At 46.6% G+C, this 15,494-nt stretch carries 14 protein-coding genes and 1 pseudogene; all 15 read left to right on the top strand.

What is annotated here, in order from left to right; all coding sequences use genetic code 11:
- Nucleotides 1–12 precede the first annotated feature (12 nt).
- Nucleotides 13–1,335: a polysaccharide ABC transporter ATP-binding protein gene (locus tag ABZR88_RS17695; protein WP_107827296.1), complete on the top strand. Its 1,323-nt coding sequence runs from the start codon at nucleotides 13–15 to the stop codon at nucleotides 1,333–1,335.
- 18 nt (nucleotides 1,336–1,353) lie between these two features.
- Nucleotides 1,354–2,376, top strand: coding sequence for a glycosyltransferase family A protein (locus tag ABZR88_RS17690; RefSeq protein WP_107827295.1), 1,023 nt, complete (start codon nucleotides 1,354–1,356; stop codon nucleotides 2,374–2,376).
- A gap of 46 nt (nucleotides 2,377–2,422) precedes the next feature.
- On the top strand, nucleotides 2,423–3,004 hold the full coding sequence (locus tag ABZR88_RS17685) for an acyltransferase (RefSeq protein WP_107827294.1): 582 nt from the start codon (nucleotides 2,423–2,425) through the stop codon (nucleotides 3,002–3,004).
- Nucleotides 3,001–3,999, top strand: a complete 999-nt coding sequence (locus ABZR88_RS17680; RefSeq protein ID WP_146166479.1) for a glycosyl transferase — start codon at nucleotides 3,001–3,003, stop codon at nucleotides 3,997–3,999. Before ABZR88_RS17685 ends, ABZR88_RS17680 begins: the two co-directional genes overlap by 4 nt.
- Nucleotides 3,999–4,820, top strand: coding sequence for a DUF5672 family protein (locus ABZR88_RS17675; RefSeq protein WP_107827292.1), 822 nt, complete (start codon nucleotides 3,999–4,001; stop codon nucleotides 4,818–4,820). Before ABZR88_RS17680 ends, ABZR88_RS17675 begins: the two co-directional genes overlap by 1 nt.
- A 15-nt stretch (nucleotides 4,821–4,835) precedes the next feature.
- Nucleotides 4,836–6,029 carry a glycosyltransferase family 4 protein gene (locus ABZR88_RS17670; RefSeq protein ID WP_146166478.1) on the top strand — a complete coding sequence of 398 codons (1,194 nt, stop codon included), beginning with the start codon at nucleotides 4,836–4,838 and terminating at the stop codon, nucleotides 6,027–6,029.
- 21 nt (nucleotides 6,030–6,050) lie between these two features.
- Entirely contained in the window at nucleotides 6,051–7,127 is a 1,077-nt protein-coding gene (locus ABZR88_RS17665; RefSeq protein WP_107827290.1) for an NAD-dependent epimerase/dehydratase family protein, read from the top strand.
- Nucleotides 7,128–7,140: 13 nt separating this feature from the next.
- The gene (locus ABZR88_RS17660; protein ID WP_107827289.1) at nucleotides 7,141–8,268 is read left to right on the top strand and encodes a glycosyltransferase; all 1,128 of its coding nucleotides are present in this window, start codon (nucleotides 7,141–7,143) and stop codon (nucleotides 8,266–8,268) included.
- Nucleotides 8,269–8,582: 314 nt separating this feature from the next.
- Nucleotides 8,583–8,798: pseudogene (locus ABZR88_RS17655) on the top strand (DapH/DapD/GlmU-related protein); the annotation flags it as partial.
- A complete protein-coding gene (locus tag ABZR88_RS17650; RefSeq protein ID WP_107827287.1) occupies nucleotides 8,795–9,901 on the top strand; it encodes a glycosyltransferase in 1,107 nt (368 codons plus the stop codon). The pseudogene ABZR88_RS17655 and the gene ABZR88_RS17650, both read left to right, overlap by 4 nt.
- A gap of 8 nt (nucleotides 9,902–9,909) precedes the next feature.
- Nucleotides 9,910–11,064: a hypothetical protein gene (locus ABZR88_RS17645; protein WP_107827286.1), complete on the top strand. Its 1,155-nt coding sequence runs from the start codon at nucleotides 9,910–9,912 to the stop codon at nucleotides 11,062–11,064.
- On the top strand, nucleotides 11,061–12,290 hold the full coding sequence (locus tag ABZR88_RS17640) for a glycosyltransferase family 4 protein (RefSeq protein ID WP_107827285.1): 1,230 nt from the start codon (nucleotides 11,061–11,063) through the stop codon (nucleotides 12,288–12,290). The genes ABZR88_RS17645 and ABZR88_RS17640 overlap by 4 nt, the downstream gene beginning before the upstream one ends.
- A gap of 17 nt (nucleotides 12,291–12,307) precedes the next feature.
- A complete protein-coding gene (locus ABZR88_RS17635; protein WP_211309751.1) occupies nucleotides 12,308–13,666 on the top strand; it encodes a hypothetical protein in 1,359 nt (452 codons plus the stop codon).
- A 44-nt stretch (nucleotides 13,667–13,710) separates the two neighbouring features.
- Complete coding sequence (locus ABZR88_RS17630) at nucleotides 13,711–14,829, top strand: glycosyltransferase family 9 protein (RefSeq protein ID WP_170113546.1); 1,119 nt, start codon at nucleotides 13,711–13,713, stop codon at nucleotides 14,827–14,829.
- Nucleotides 14,829–15,491 carry a hypothetical protein gene (locus ABZR88_RS17625; protein WP_107827283.1) on the top strand — a complete coding sequence of 221 codons (663 nt, stop codon included), beginning with the start codon at nucleotides 14,829–14,831 and terminating at the stop codon, nucleotides 15,489–15,491. Before ABZR88_RS17630 ends, ABZR88_RS17625 begins: the two co-directional genes overlap by 1 nt.
- Nucleotides 15,492–15,494: the final 3 nt, after the last annotated feature.

Here is a 15,494-nt window from a genome sequence, read left to right as displayed (position 1 = left end):
TCAGTGCCCGCTATGTCAAACATTGCTATCAGAGTAGAAAATTTATCTAAGGCGTATCAACTGGGCGATTTTAGCACAGGTACCCTGAGCAGAGATATACACCGCTGGTGGTCATTGGTGCGGGGTAAGGAAGATCCGTTTCTTAAGATAGGTGAGACCAATAACCGGGAGGCAAAAGGCGACTCTGATATTGTTTGGAGCTTGAAAGATATCAACTTTGACATTCAGCAAGGCGATGCAGTGGGCATTATTGGCAGAAACGGAGCCGGCAAAAGCACGTTACTGAAAATTTTAAGTCGTGTTACCTCACCCACATTGGGTAATATTAAGGTTAAAGGACGGATTGCCAGTTTGTTGGAAGTTGGTACAGGCTTCCATCCGGAGCTTACCGGTCGAGAGAATATATATCTGAATGGTGCCATTCTGGGCATGCGCAAAGCCGAGATCACAAAACATTTTGATGCGATAGTTGATTTTGCCGGCGTTGAACGTTATGTGGATACTCCGGTTAAACGTTATTCATCCGGGATGTATGTACGTTTGGCGTTTGCAGTAGCTGCGCATTTAGAGTCTGAAATATTAGTGGTTGATGAGGTTTTGGCTGTTGGAGATGCTGAATTTCAGAAGAAATGTCTGGGCAAAATGAGCGAGGTGAGCAACAGTGAAGGGCGCACCGTATTATTTGTGAGTCATAACATGGCGGCGGTGAGTGCATTGTGCAGTAAAAGCATTCTGTTAAAACGGGGACAATTACAAGTAATGTCATCTACTGGCATGGTTATAGACAGGTACATGCATTCTGCAGGTAATAGTAATGGAGAAGTTTATGCAGATACTATAGAACTAAAAAGGGAATCAACTGCAGCAGGATTTCATTCGTTAAAACTAAGATCCAAAACACGGGGTATTACTACAGATTTTGCCATAAACGAAGATGTTATGGTGGAGATTGAGTATGATGTTTATCACGATGGACATACACTGCGACCCAGCATACACCTGCTTGATGCTTTAGAAACTTGTATACTAACCACTTTTAATGGTAATTCTGCTTCAACTAACTTTGATAAATACTCAGATATGCCATTAAAAAAGGGACGTTACAAATCTACCTGTATACTGCCGGCTAATTTTCTTAATGATAAAAACTATCGTATAAATGCTTTCCTGGTACCGGACAGCAATATGGATAACATGGCCGTAGCCGAGGGGGTATTATCGTTTACTATTACTGAAACCGGCGAGATGAGGAGAGAATATACCGGCGAATGGTGGGGCTTGGTGAGGCCTAAACTTTATTGGGATACAGAGATGCTTCCGAATATAATGGTTTAATGTTTTTAACAGAAATTAATGCAATTGCCAGTTTTAACCATAGGGATACCCACATATAATCGCAGCAAATTATTAGATAATTTGCTCGATTGTATTTTTAAGCAATTGGACGGAACCGTTTTTGCCCATAAGGTGCAAGTGGTAGTATCAAACAACAACTCAACAGACGATACTGAGGAGGTAGTAGATCTATATGTTAAAAAAGGGCTTAATCTTATTTATAGTCGTAATACAGAAAATATTGGAGCCAATAATAATATCCTAAAAATAGGTTATGAACTAGCTCAAACTCCCTATTGCTGGATAATTGGTGATGATGATTTGATTAGGGATGGTGGTATTGCATACTATCTCAAAGTATTGGAAGGTAATAGCGACGTAGAGCTATTTTACCTTAATCATACCAATGAGCTTGATACCGACAGACAACTAGTAATCGACAAAGCAGCTATAAATTCGCAGAAGATGATGTGCAGCCGGAATGAGGACCAGCTGTTTCCCAGCGGTCAGCCGGTGTTAGAGGTTACTACCCATAATGCGTTGTTTACTGCCTTATCAAGCTTTATATTTAAGACTGAGGTTTGGAAGGAACATTTTATCGGTTATCAACCATATGCTCCTTTTACCAGTGTAGCCAATACGTTTCCGCATACGGTCGTCCTGAGTCAGAATCTCATGCAAAAACCTGTTTATTATGTAGCCTACCCATATCTTGCATTTTTTGTAGGCACCCAAGGATGGTTATCAAATTGGACACTACTTATGGCAAGCCGGGTAGTTGAACTGACTGACAGATTTGAGCATTTTGGAGCGGGGAGTACTTTTCTGACTACTTACCGGGAGCGTGTCTTCGCCGATAGCCTACATCCCTTTCTGAAATGGTTTACCGGTAGGGATTTGCCTCCATGGTATCATATTAATTTTATCAGGTATTTGTTTAAGTATATCAAATACAAAAACTTCAGAAGAACAGTTAAGAAGCTGTTCTTCATTGTGCTTAGAATTAAGCTTGGCAGATTAAAGGCTTCGCCGTCATTATAAAAATACCAATTAAGAGATGTCTGTGCTCAAGAGATATATCGCAAAGATGTTGCATAACATCACCCAATCTGGTTACTACCGTTTGGCGGTTGCGGATGCGCTTGACCGTCAGCATAAAGCACAGTTTAGTCACCTGGGGGGAAATAGCATTTTGCCGGCCCAACTCACGCTTATTGGTCCGCAATATACTTTTATAGGAGATAATTTTAAGGCTGATGATCGGTTGCGTTTAGAGGCCTGGGATAATTATGCAGGACAAGTGTTTACCCCGCAACTGAAAATAGGTAATAACGTAAGCTTGGGTACAGATGTGCATATAGGGTGTATTAATCAAATCACTATTGGTAGTGGGGTACTGATGGGGAGCCGCATTTATATTACAGATCATAGCCATGGCGATACAACTACCGAAGCCTTGAAGTTGCCGCCTGTACAGCGCCGGTTGGTTTCTAAAGGTCCGGTTATTATAGAAGATAATGTTTGGATTGGAGATGGTGTTTGCATTATGCCCAATGTACACGTTGGCACAAATGCCATTATCGGCGCCAATGCAGTTGTAACAAAAGATGTACCAGCCAACACAGTTGTGGCCGGTGTGCCTGCCTGCATTATTAAAACTTTGGTATGATGAAACGGGCAGCTTTTACTATATGTGCAAATAATTATCTGGCAGCGGCAAAGGTGCTTAAGAACTCCTTTTGCGGCCAGCATCCTGATATTGATTTTTTTATTGTTTTAGTAGACAGGCCCGACGCTGGATTAGATTATACGCAATTTGAACAGCCAAGCCTGCTTTGGATTGATGATCTGGTACAGCTCGATATAGCGGCTTTGGCGCAACGTTTCGGTATTTCTGAATTGTGTACCACGGTAAAACCTTTTGTTTTTCAGCACTTGTTCCAAACGTACGATCAGGTAGTGTACATCGACCCGGATATTAAGGTGTATGCACCTATGACCGATTGCTGGGAGGCATTAAATCAATATACTTTTGTGCTCACCCCGCATCTGATGAACCCTGTTGATGACGGTAAAATACCCAGCGACTTTTTTACGTTGCGCACCGGCATCTTCAATTTGGGCTTCCTGGGGTTGTCCAAAGGGCCCGAGCTTGATCCATTTTTAAAATGGTGGGGTGAACGTTTGCTGGTTTACGGTTATAATGATTGGGATAAAGGCATGTTTTATGACCAGATCTGGGCCATGTATATCCCCGTGATGTTTAATAACTGGCATATCCTGAAACATTACGGCTATAATGTGGCCAACTGGAACTGGCATGAACGTCAGTTGACGGAGAAAGACGGACAATGGTGGGTTAATGATACCTATCCGCTCACGTTTTTTCATTTCAGCAGTTACCGCTATAGCCACCCCGAAACATTGTGTAAATACAATACCCGTTACTCGCGCCAAAACAGGCCAGACCTGTCGCCAATTTTTGATGACTATCAGGGCAACCTTACAGCCGCAGGTGCAGTAACTGCTATGGCATCAGAAGCGTATTATCATCAACTGCACAAAGATCATCAGTGGAGGGTAAAGGCTACGGAGCGGACATTGATTACCAGAATAAAAAGAAAGCTGATTAAAATAATTGATCGGTCTATAAAAACGACTTAATGAAGGTGGTAGAAAAAATGTGTGTGGTTATACCTGTGCATCAGCCAGATCTTACCGAAGGTCAGGCTTTGTCGTTACAGGCATGCGCGGCACATTTATCAGCCCATCATTGTTATTTGGTTTTTCCGCAAGGGATGGATACCAGGGCTTATACAGCTATTTTTCCGCAGTTGCGTTTGCAGCCGGTGGATGCTGCCTGGCTTACCTCGGTAGAACGTTATAACCGCATGAAGTTGAGCCCCACCTTTTATCAGCTTTTTGCGGGCTATGAGTTTATGTTGACGTATGAGCTGGATGCCTACATTTTTAGTGATGATATTGAGGCAACCGGCGCTTTTGATTTTGATTATATAGGCGCGCCGTTTTTTAAAGGCTACTGGGATGCCGCGCCAGATGCACCATTGATTAACGGTGGTAACTCGGGTTTCTCGGTACGCAACATCGCATCGTGCCTCAAGGTGCTTGGTAGCATGCACTTGTTTAAGCGGAAGTGGAAAATGTACCAGGTATTGCTGGCATCGCAGCGCTTAAAGCATTGGGTAAATGGTTTGACCGATTACCGGTACGAGAATTACGTGAACGGCTATTTTGGATTTGCATTTTCTGAAAAACATGTGAATGAAGATCTGATATGGTCGCGTGTGGTACCGCAGATGTTTCCCTGGTTCAAGGTGGCAGACCCGCTTACGGCTATAAAATTCAGCTTTGAGTATAATCCTGAGCGCTTGCTGCAACTCAACGGGGAGCAATTGCCGTTGGGATGCCACGCATGGGAGAAACACCCGGATTTTTGGAAAAAATATATCCCCGTTAACACATAATGGGCAATAAAATAAATGGATACAGGTCTTGATTTTTATCTCTCAGAAATGTCGGCGTCAGAGAAACATGGCGGCGGGCTTACCCTGCACCGGGTATTGGGAGATGATTTGAAGAAGATCCGGTATTTTATACATGCCAACCGTTTTGCTGATGATATGGCACCGGCGGCAGATCTGGCCGGCAAATGCATCAGTAAGCACTCGGTTTGGGAAAATGATGGGGTGCGCCGTATTACCGGGCGCACGTTTGCTGCTAAAATGCGCAGAAAGCCATCTGTTATCAAAAAACAGGCAGCTGAATTGGCAAAGTTGGCCGATAAACAACTGGGCGCTAAAAAAGAGTTAAAGGCATTAATTTGTCCACAGGGAGCTGATGCTATCTGCACACTGGCCGAGTTGCGGCAGCGCCGCAACATAAAATACATTACCTGGGTGATGGATGATCACCTGGTGAAGTATGTTGATGGCAGTTGGAAATATGACGGTTGGATTGAACCGATATTTGCCAGACATTTGCAGCAGGCAGACCAGGTATTGGTAATTAGCCCTGCTATGCAGGCTTTTTACAAAGAGCGGTTCGGCGTAGAGTCGACCGTGGTTTTTGGTCCGGCAGATGACGCGGCTTCGGCTGTTGAGTTTAAAACATCCGTTGCTGCTGAAGGCTTGAAGATAGGTTACTTTGGTGCAGTAGCCAGATGGCAAAAGGATGTATTGGCAGCAGTAGCGCAGAGCGTTCAGGGAGCCAACTGCTCGTTGGATATCTATTCCGCCGCAGAGGCGGTGCCTGGTGATATTTTGCTGCCAGGCGTAAACTTTAAAGGTCGTATAGCGGCAGATAAAGTTCTGCCGACAATGCAGCAGTACCACGCCATATTGTTGCCCATTGGCTTTGCTGATGGCTTGCGTAATATGTCGCAGTTTAACATAGCCACTAAGATGAGCGAGAGCCTGGCTTGCGGTGTGCCGGTGCTGGCTATCGGTCCGCCGTATGCGGCTATGACGGACTATCTGAAAACGCATGACGCTGCGTTGGTAGTAGAGCGGGCTGATGCCAAAAGCATCCGCGCCGCATTTGAGGTTTTTGCCGATGGGCAGCAGATCAATAAAATATTAAACAACGCGGCAAAACTGGTAGCTAGTGAAACCGGTACTGCCGCCATGCATGGCAAATGGCGTGCAGCTTATCAGCATCTTATACAATCACTATAAAAACACCCTGATACTTGAATAATGTCAATATCTAATAAAAAACTACTGGTAACCGGATCGTCGGGTTTGATAGGATCTGAGGTTTGCGTCTATTTTGCATCCCTGGGGTGGGAAGTGCACGGCGTAGACAATAACCAGCGGGCCGTTTTTTTTGGTCCGCAGGGCGATACCCGCTGGAACCAAAACCGCCTTGCCGACCGTCTGGGCCGTTCGTTTCATCACCATGAATTGGATATCCGAGATCGTAGCGGCGTGCTGCAACTGTTGAAGGAGCTGCACCCTGATGCTATTGTACATGCGGCGGCCCAGCCATCACATGATCGTGCGGCAGCCATCCCGTTTGATGATTTTGATACTAATGCCGTAGGTACCCTCAATATGCTGGAGGCCGTGCGCCAGGCTTGCCCTGAGTCGCCTTTTGTGCACATGTCTACCAATAAAGTGTATGGAGACCGCCCTAATACCATCGCATTAACCGAACTGGAAACCCGCTGGGATTACGCAGATCCGGCTTATGCCAACGGTATTACCGAAGATTTTTCTATAGATCAAAGCAAACACTCGCTTTTTGGTGCCTCTAAGGTTGCTGCCGATGTAATGGTGCAGGAGTATGGTCGTTATTTTAATATTCCAACCTGCTGTCTGCGTGGCGGTTGTTTAACTGGTCCAAACCATTCGGGTGTAGAGTTGCATGGCTTTTTGAGCTACCTGGTAAAATGTAACCTGGAAGGCCGCGAGTACAAGGTGTTTGGCTATAAAGGCAAACAGGTGCGCGATAACATTCACTCGCTTGATGTGGCCCGCTTTATTGAAGCCTTTATTGCTGCACCGCGTGTGGCCGAGGTGTATAACATTGGCGGCGGTCGTGATAATTCATGCTCTATTTGGGAGGCTTTTAAACTGGCCGAAAAGTTCTCGGGCAAGGCGCAGGTTTATACTTATGTAGATGAGAACCGCATTGGTGATCATATTTGCTACATCTCAAACCTTGATAAAATGCGTGCGCATTACCCGCAGTGGGATATTACCGTATCGCTTGAAGAAACCATCAGGCAAATTGTAGAAGCACAGGCCACGCGCACGCCGCCTATTGTGTAAATAATATTATTGAATGAAGATCCTCTCATATCAGCCTTTCTCACTTTTTGCCAATGGCGGCGGTAACCGCATATTGCGCCGCCTGTATCAGGGCAAGGAGGCAAAGGTTGTATCGCTGGTGATAGACGGATTTTCGAGCGTATTGCCCAATGGCAATATCAAAGAAACCCTGGTGCCTGCCATGCCGGTACACCGCCCGTGGATGCGCTGGCGATTGCGTAACCTGGGCATGTGGCTGCGCGATGTGTTCTTCCATGGGCTAACCACCAGGCGTATCCGCAAGGCGGCAAGGCAGATGGATTATGAGGTAATTCACGTGGTAGATCACGGTCCGTATTGTGCAGCGCTATGTGTTGATGAGTTTTTGGAGGGCAAGCAGCTTTGGGTATCGTTTCATGATCATTTTAACACCACCAAAAGTAACGCCGAAAACACGCGCAGGTTATGGCAGCATGCTACCCGCCGTTTAGTGATCTCGGAGGAGATTGCTGCAGCGTACAGCCGGCTTTTTGGTGAAGCCCAATATGAGATCATAACCGATGGGGTAGAGGCGCAGGAAATCAGGCAACCTTCGGCACAAATTGGTGTTCCTATAAATATTTACTTTGCGGGATTGCTGCACCTGCACTATATCCCACTGTTTAAAACCCTGGCCGACGCGCTCGATAGGTTGAGTAATGACGGCCTGCAGTTTAAACTGGTTCTGCGTGGTACCCAACAGTTAAACGAGTTGAACGACAGACAATTTGAGGTCGATTATCGTCCGGTTACGCTCAATAATGCCGATTTGAAGGCCGAGTTGGATGCCGCCGATATTTTGTATCTTCCTATAAAATTTACCACGCCCGATTTTTACCTGTATAGCTTGTCCACCAAAATGGTAGGCTATCTGGGGGCGCCGGGCGCTATACTATATCATGGTCCGGCAGATAGCGCCGCTTGTCATTTGCTGAAGAATAACCAGGCTGCCATTTGCTGCGGAGCATTGGATACGGATGATCTGGTTGCCAGCTTACGTGCATTGCTAAGTAGTGGCGAGCAGGTTTCAATCCGGGCAAAAGAACTGGCGCGTAACCGGTTTGACTTAAAAACTATCCAACAACGGTTTTGGGCCGGAGACTTAACAGGTGTTGACAGATGAGGCATTTTTTAGCAGAGCTGAGAATATTTATTTGCAACCGGGTGGTGAGCCGCATCCCCAGTCATACCGTTCGTTTGTTTTATTACCGCAAGGTGATGCAATACCGCATTGGTAAAGGAACGGCCATATTGATGGATTGTACGTTTGATTGTACCCGCAGCATTGCCATTGGTGCCAATAGCGTTATTAACGGTAAATGCCGGCTGGATAATAAAGGAGGCATCAGCATTGGCAGCAATGTGTCTATATCGCATGAGTCCATTATTCTTTCTGCCGATCATGATATAAACTCCCCTGATTTTGCCGGCCGAGAGCGACCGGTTACTATTGAGGATTATGTTTGGATAGGTACCCGCGCCATGATTATGCCCGGTATAACTATTGGCAAAGGCGCCGTAGTGGCTGCCGGAGCCGTTGTAACGCGCGATGTAGCCCCGTTTGATGTGGTTGCAGGAGTGCCGGCCAAAGTAATTAAACAGCGTAATCATCACCTTACTTATCAACTCTCTTATCGCCGGTTACTGCAATGAAGATCATTTTTATATGTGCTTCTGCCGAACCAGGCCGGGATGGAGTAGGCGATTACAGTCGCCGGTTAGCAGCAGCGCTAATTTGTTTGGGGCATGAGGCGGGGATATTGGCAATAAACGATCACGCTGTGGATGAAGTGACCAATGCCAACCAAAGTGCAGATGGCATCGATATAAAAACATTACGCATCCCGGCATCGCTATCAACAAATGAGCGATTATGGTTTGCAAAAAAATATATAGGCGAAGCCGCCCCTGATTGGCTGAGCTTGCAATATGTGCCTTTTGGTTTTCATCCTAAAGGATTAAAGCGAGGCTTGGGGAATGAGCTGAAATCAATATCAGGTAACATCCGCTGGCATGTGATGTTTCATGAGTTATGGGTAGGCATGGCCGAAGAAGAATCGGCTAAGTTGATCTGGTGGGGCAAAGCGCAGCAATATCTTATTAGAGGTTTGCTGAAGAAACTAGATCCGAAAGCGGTTCATACTCAGACCATGTTATACCAGGCCCAGTTAAAGAAGTTGGGGGTTAAGGCTGGTTACCTGCCGCTGTTTGGCAATATCCCGGTGACGGGAGAAAAGCTGGAACTGAGGACCGATATTACTTTTGTACTCTTCGGCGCCATACACTCAGGCGGATTAATAGACGCTTTTGCGGCCGAAGCAGCGCGATATGCTTCAGAAACAGGTATGACCCTGCAACTGCTGTTTGTTGGCCGTTGTGGAGAAGAGCAATATCAATGGGCCCAAAAATGGCAAGCCGCCGGCTTACAAGCCGAAGTATTGGGCGAGCAAAGTACCGAAAAGATATCGGCTTTGTTGTCATCTGCCACGGCGGGTATATCAACCACTGGCTTAGCGGTTGTAGAGAAGAGCGGAGCGTTCGCAGCCATGCGTAATCATGGCTTGCCGGTGATATCGCTCTCAAAACCATGGACGCCTTTTGGCGTGTCGGAACAGCCCATGCCGCAGGGAATAGTAAAATACAACGGCAGTAATTTTAACGCCTGCCTGGAGCAGAGCATTCGTTACATGCCAAATGCTAACCAGGTACAGCAGGTGGCTGCGCAACTAATAGCTGGTTTGCCGGCCCAAAAATGAGTTACTGAATGAAAAGAAAAATATGCCTTTTTACCGCACACTCGCCGCAAACCGGCGGTGGCGGCGTAATACTGCGAAGCCTCACTGCTCACTTGAGCGAGTTGAGCTTTGACTGGTATTACGTTGCAGGCAGCGTGGCTGCTGGTTATGAAAAAGGATATCTGGGTAGGGGTATTATGGGGGGGGCTATCTTAAAAGATATAATCGCTACCCGCAAAATGCTGAAACAACAGCAAGTACCCGAGGTTGATGCGATTGTTAACGCTCTGCTTCAAGCCAATTGCGATGCTTATTGGATTGTTACCCATAACGAAGGTTTGCGTGTGGCGGCAGAACTGATTAAACGTCAAACCAGTCGCCCGGTACATGTTACCGTGCATGATGACTGGGCCGGTGCCCTTTGCGCACGTTCTGTACGTTATAAATACATGAAACGGGCAGCCGATAAGTTGACTGTCTGGGTATTGCAACACGCTGCGTCGGTAGATGTGATTAGCACCGGGATGCAGGCGTACTACCAAAAGATGTGCGGTGTTGAGACAATAGTTTGTCATCGTTACTTGCCTGCTGATGCCATTGCGCGGCATCCTTATAAAGCATCTGCTGATGCTACGCAATTGGTTGTCGGGCACATAGGGTCTATCTATGATAAAAAAGATTTTGTATCGTTTTTGTCTATGTTGGTGCAGTTTGCTCAATCAAAAGGGCAAACGGCTATGTTAAAAATGTGGGGTTGCCATTTAAGTATGGGTGATATCCCGGGTGCATTGCAGGGCAATATCACTTTTTATCCAACCTTGCCTGAGGATAAAGCGCTGCCAGAACTTTCGCAGTGCGCTTTTGTTTATGCCATGTATCCGTTTGCACCGGCGTTAAAAATATTTGGAGCAACCAGTTTGCCTACCAAGCTAACCAGCTACCTGCAAGCGGGGCGACCGGTATTAGGTCATGGTCCGGCAGATAGTACGCTATCTTCATTCTTAAAAGATACAGGTATAGGCGCCATGTGGAATTCGGGCGATCAGCGCGCTGGTTTTGCCGCTTTGGAAGCTGTTAGCCGGATTAGTTTTGATACGGACAAATGGCAACGGGCCAGGGTGGTTTATTTTGGAGAGAAGAACCTGCAGGTGATGTCGCAATTTTTAAATCCCCAAGGAGAATGAAGGTTGTATTTTCACATCCAACGGGAAATGAATTTGTGCGGGCCGCACTAAAGGGGCTGAACGATGCGCATGCGCTCCAAGCTTTTCACACGGCTATTGCCTGTTTTGAGGGATCGGCGCTGGATAAACTGGCGGGCATCGGTCCGTTGTCTGAATTACGCAGGCGAAGTTTTGATAAAAGCCTGCAACCATTAACCCACATGTGGCCGCTTAAAGAAACAGGCCGCCTGGTGGCAGACAAGCTGGGGATGCGTAACATAATTACGCATGAGACAGGAATGTTTAGTGTTGACGCAGTTTATCGGTATAATGATAAAAAAACAGCGGCTTCGCTAAAACGAGGTATTGACGCAGTTTATGCTTACGAAGATGGGGCGCTGTTATCATTCGCGCGGGCAAAGCAATTGGATATAAAATGTCTGTATGATTTGCCTATTGGTTACTGGCGCGCGGCGCGGCGATTAATGCAAAACGCACTGGATACCAGGCCGGAATGGGCACCAACACTAACGGCTTTTAAAGACTCGGTGGCAAAATTGTCAAACAAAGATGAAGAATTAAGGCTGGCAGATCGTATTTTCGTGGCAAGTTCTTTCACAGCCAATACGTTAAAGGAATATCAGGGCGGCCAGCTTGCACCTGTGCATGTGGTGCCCTACGCTTTTCCGGATGTAGGCGCGGCAAGAGATTACAATACCTCGGGGCGCGGTCCGCTCAAATTGTTGTTTGTAGGCGGACTATCGCAGCGTAAGGGCATTGCCGATTTGTTTGAGGCGGTAGACCGCATAGGCAATCGCGTTGAACTGACCGTGGTAGGTCGTAAAACATGTGATGTTTGCCCGGCGCTGGATGCAGCGTTAGCCCGGCATCGTTGGATTGAGACCATGCCGCACGCGCAGGTATTAAAAACCATGCGAGAGCATGATGTGCTGGTGTTTCCGTCGTTGTTTGAGGGTTTTGGTCTGGTAATTACTGAAGCTATGGCACAAGGCACGCCGGTAATTACTACAGATCGTACCGCCGGGCCGGATGTGATGACCCATGGGCACGACGGTTGGTTTACCCCTGCAGAATCTGTTAACGAGTTACAGACATCTATTGAAAACCTGTTAGTTAAGCCAGAGCTAATAGCTAAAGCAGGTAAAGCGGCTATAGAAACTGCCCGCAAGCGCACCTGGCAGGTTTACAGTAAAGAGCTGGCAGAAATAATTATGAATATTAAATAAAGGCTTGAATAGCAAATATGAGTACAGCTACAGAACAGCCGTTAAATTCTTTCACTTTAAGCGGCGTATCACAAAACGCGCTGGCTAAGCGTAAAACCAATATTGCATTAATACGCAAGGGCATTTGGTTATATTTTATACTGCTGCTTACAGAAGGTGCTTTGCGCAAATGGGTTGTTCCGGGCCTGGCAACGCCATTGTTGGTAGTGCGGGATCCGCTGGCTGTTTGGCTGGTGGTAATGGCTTGGAAAAACGAGGAAATGCCTATGAACTGGTATATCAAAACGATATGGTTTGTGGGCTTTGTAGGTATGTTTACAGCCCTATCTGTAGGGCATGGCAATATTGAGGTTGCTTTGTATGGCGCCAGGATATTGTTTCTGCACTTTCCGCTTATGTTTTTGATGGGGCGTTTTTTTAACAGGGAAGACGTGTTGTACATGGGTAAGGTTTTCCTTTGGCTGTCATTGCCAATGCTGGTGCTCATTACTATTCAATTCTATAGCCCGCAATCGTCATTTATAAATAGAGGTGTGGGGGGAGATATGGCTGGTGCCGGTTTTGCTGGCGCATTGGGTTATTTCAGGCCGCCGGGTGTGTTTTCTTTCACAACGGGTAATACTCAATTCTGGAGCTTTGTGCAGGTTTTTGTGGTTTATTTCTGGTTTAGTCCCAAAGGTATACCCAGATGGTTGCTTATTGCCGCTACCGCATGTACCATTGCTGCAATCCCGCTGTCTATTAGCCGCACGCTGGTGTTTCAGGCTGCATTAACTATTGCATTTATTTCCATACCAATAGCCAGAAGACCAGCGTATTTAATTAGAATGCTTGCTGCCTTATTCGGTCTGATTATTATACTATCGCTATTAAATAATGTAAGCTTTTTTAAACAGGCAACAGAGGCGCTTACTACGAGGGTAGACGACGCGGGCGCCACAGAAGGCGGTTTAGAGGGTACCATTGGCGATCGCTTTTTAGGGGGCATGTTGCAAGCGGTTACATCGTCTGACCAGCCATTTTTTGGCTATGGCATTGGTGCCGGTACCAACGTTGGTGCCCGGCTAATTACAGGCGAGGTTACCTTTTTGTTTGCAGAGCAAGAATGGGGCAGGTTGATAGGTGAGTTGGGTACCATACTGGGGCTTACCGTTATTTTTGTGCGCACGCATATGTGCATCAGGTTGCTCGCTGCCGCCTACAGGCGCATTCAATTTGGTGATCTGTTGCCTTGGATGTTGCTTAGTCTTGGGTTTCTGACCTTGTTGCAAGGCCAGTGGGGGCAGCCCACTTCACTTGGTTTTTCTACGATTATCGGCGGATTAATGCTTTCCTCTTTGAGGCGCAATAAGATATCGGTGCTGGATATCACCTGACGTACAGGTAAATTATACTTAATCAGGTGCTTAAAATGGATTCTGTGAAACGCAAAAGAGTATTAGTGTACCGTATTGGCAGTATGGGCGATACGATTATCGCTTTGCCGGGTTTTCATAAGGCTGTAGAGGCATTTCCAGATGCCGAGTTAATTTTACTGGCTAATCGCCCGCCGAGCAGTAAAGCTGCGGCGGCACAAACGGTATTGGGTGAGGGCTACTTTTTTCACCAGGTTATTAATTACCCATCGTTTACACGTAACCCGTTGGTATTACTCAGGCTCATCAGGCAACTGAGGGTACTTAAAATTGATGCCATGGTTAACCTGACCACCACCCGCATCCGCAAAACGATAAGATCAACCAAATTGGGTGTGCTGCGTGATAAGCTATTTTTCAGAGCGGCAGGTATCAAACAGTTTTACGGGTTTCCAGAGACAACTGAAGATCTGGTATTGACTTATGACAATGAGACCGGTAAGCAGGAGTGGGAAGCACTCAGAATAGCACGCAGGCTGGAATCACTAGGCCCTATTGATCTGACGCTCGACAAATATTGGGATCTGCATTATACCCAACAAGAGCGAGTCATAGCGGCTGACGTCCTTAAAACGCTGGATCCAAATCGCCCTGTTTTTGCTGCATGTGCTGGTACCAAAAGGCAGCCTAATGATTGGGAGGAATATAATTGGTTGGCGCTGTTTAAAGCTTTGAAAGATGATTTGCCCGGTTGGCAACTTATTATGTTGGGTGCGGAAGACGAGCGGGAGCGGGCGCAAAAGTTATTAGATTGCTGGAATGGCGATGGCGTAAACCTGTGCGGTAAAACATCGCCGCGGGTGTCGGGTGCTGCATTGAAGCATGCGAAGCTATTTATCGGTCATGATAGCGGCCCTATGCATCTTTCGGCTGCTGGCGGCACGCCGTGTGTGGCCATTTACTCGGCCCGTAATTTGCCTGGGCAGTGGTTTCCGCGCGGAGATTTTAATAAGCTCATTTATCACCGGGTGGAATGCGCCGGTTGCCTGCTGGAAGAATGTATTGCGCAGCAAAAAAAATGTATACTTTCTATTACCGTTGATGAAGTGCGCAAGGCCATAGCCGAGGTAATAGTTGAGCAGAAAATAGATAACTTGGGTTTTTCGGCTAAAACTGAAATTTGATGATACTTAAGCTCTTCACCGTATTATTACCCTGGCCGTTGCGGCGTAGAGCGCTGCAGCGCTGGTTTGGATATGAAATACATCCCACGGCACGCATCGGTTTGGCCTGGATATTTCCCGCTAAGTTGGTGATGGCCGAGGGAGCCCGTATAGGTCATCTTAATGTGGCGGTAAACCTTGATCTGGTTGATATGGGTGCTAAGGCATCAATGGCGCGCGGTAACTGGATTACCGGTTTCCCTACTCATACATCTTCTAAACATTTTGCGCATCAGACAGATCGCAGGTCGGCATTGATTATTGGCGAGTGTGCGGCTGTCACCAAATATCATCATATTGATTGTACCAGTACAATAACCATTGGCCGGTTTAGTACTGTTGCCGGTTACCGGTCGCAGTTTCTTACACACTCTATTAACGTGGTAGATAACCGGCAGGATAGTGCTCCTATTATTATTGGCGAATATACTTTTGTGGGTACCAATGTGGTGATGTTGGGTGGTGCACAATTACCGGCCCGTAGCGTGTTGGGTGCTAAGTCTATGCTCAATAAAGCCTATACTGATGAGTGGATGCTGTATGGAGGTGTGCCGGCCAAGCCGTTGCAGCCTATACCTGCCGATGCCAAATATTTTACCCGCACAGATGGTTTTGTTTACTAAGAG

Origin of the sequence: Mucilaginibacter yixingensis (genome assembly GCF_041080815.1) — a bacterium.
In the GTDB taxonomy this organism is placed as follows: domain Bacteria; phylum Bacteroidota; class Bacteroidia; order Sphingobacteriales; family Sphingobacteriaceae; genus Mucilaginibacter; species Mucilaginibacter yixingensis.
Note: the sequence above shows the minus strand (reverse complement) of the source record. Positions and strands in the feature narration are given on the sequence as shown.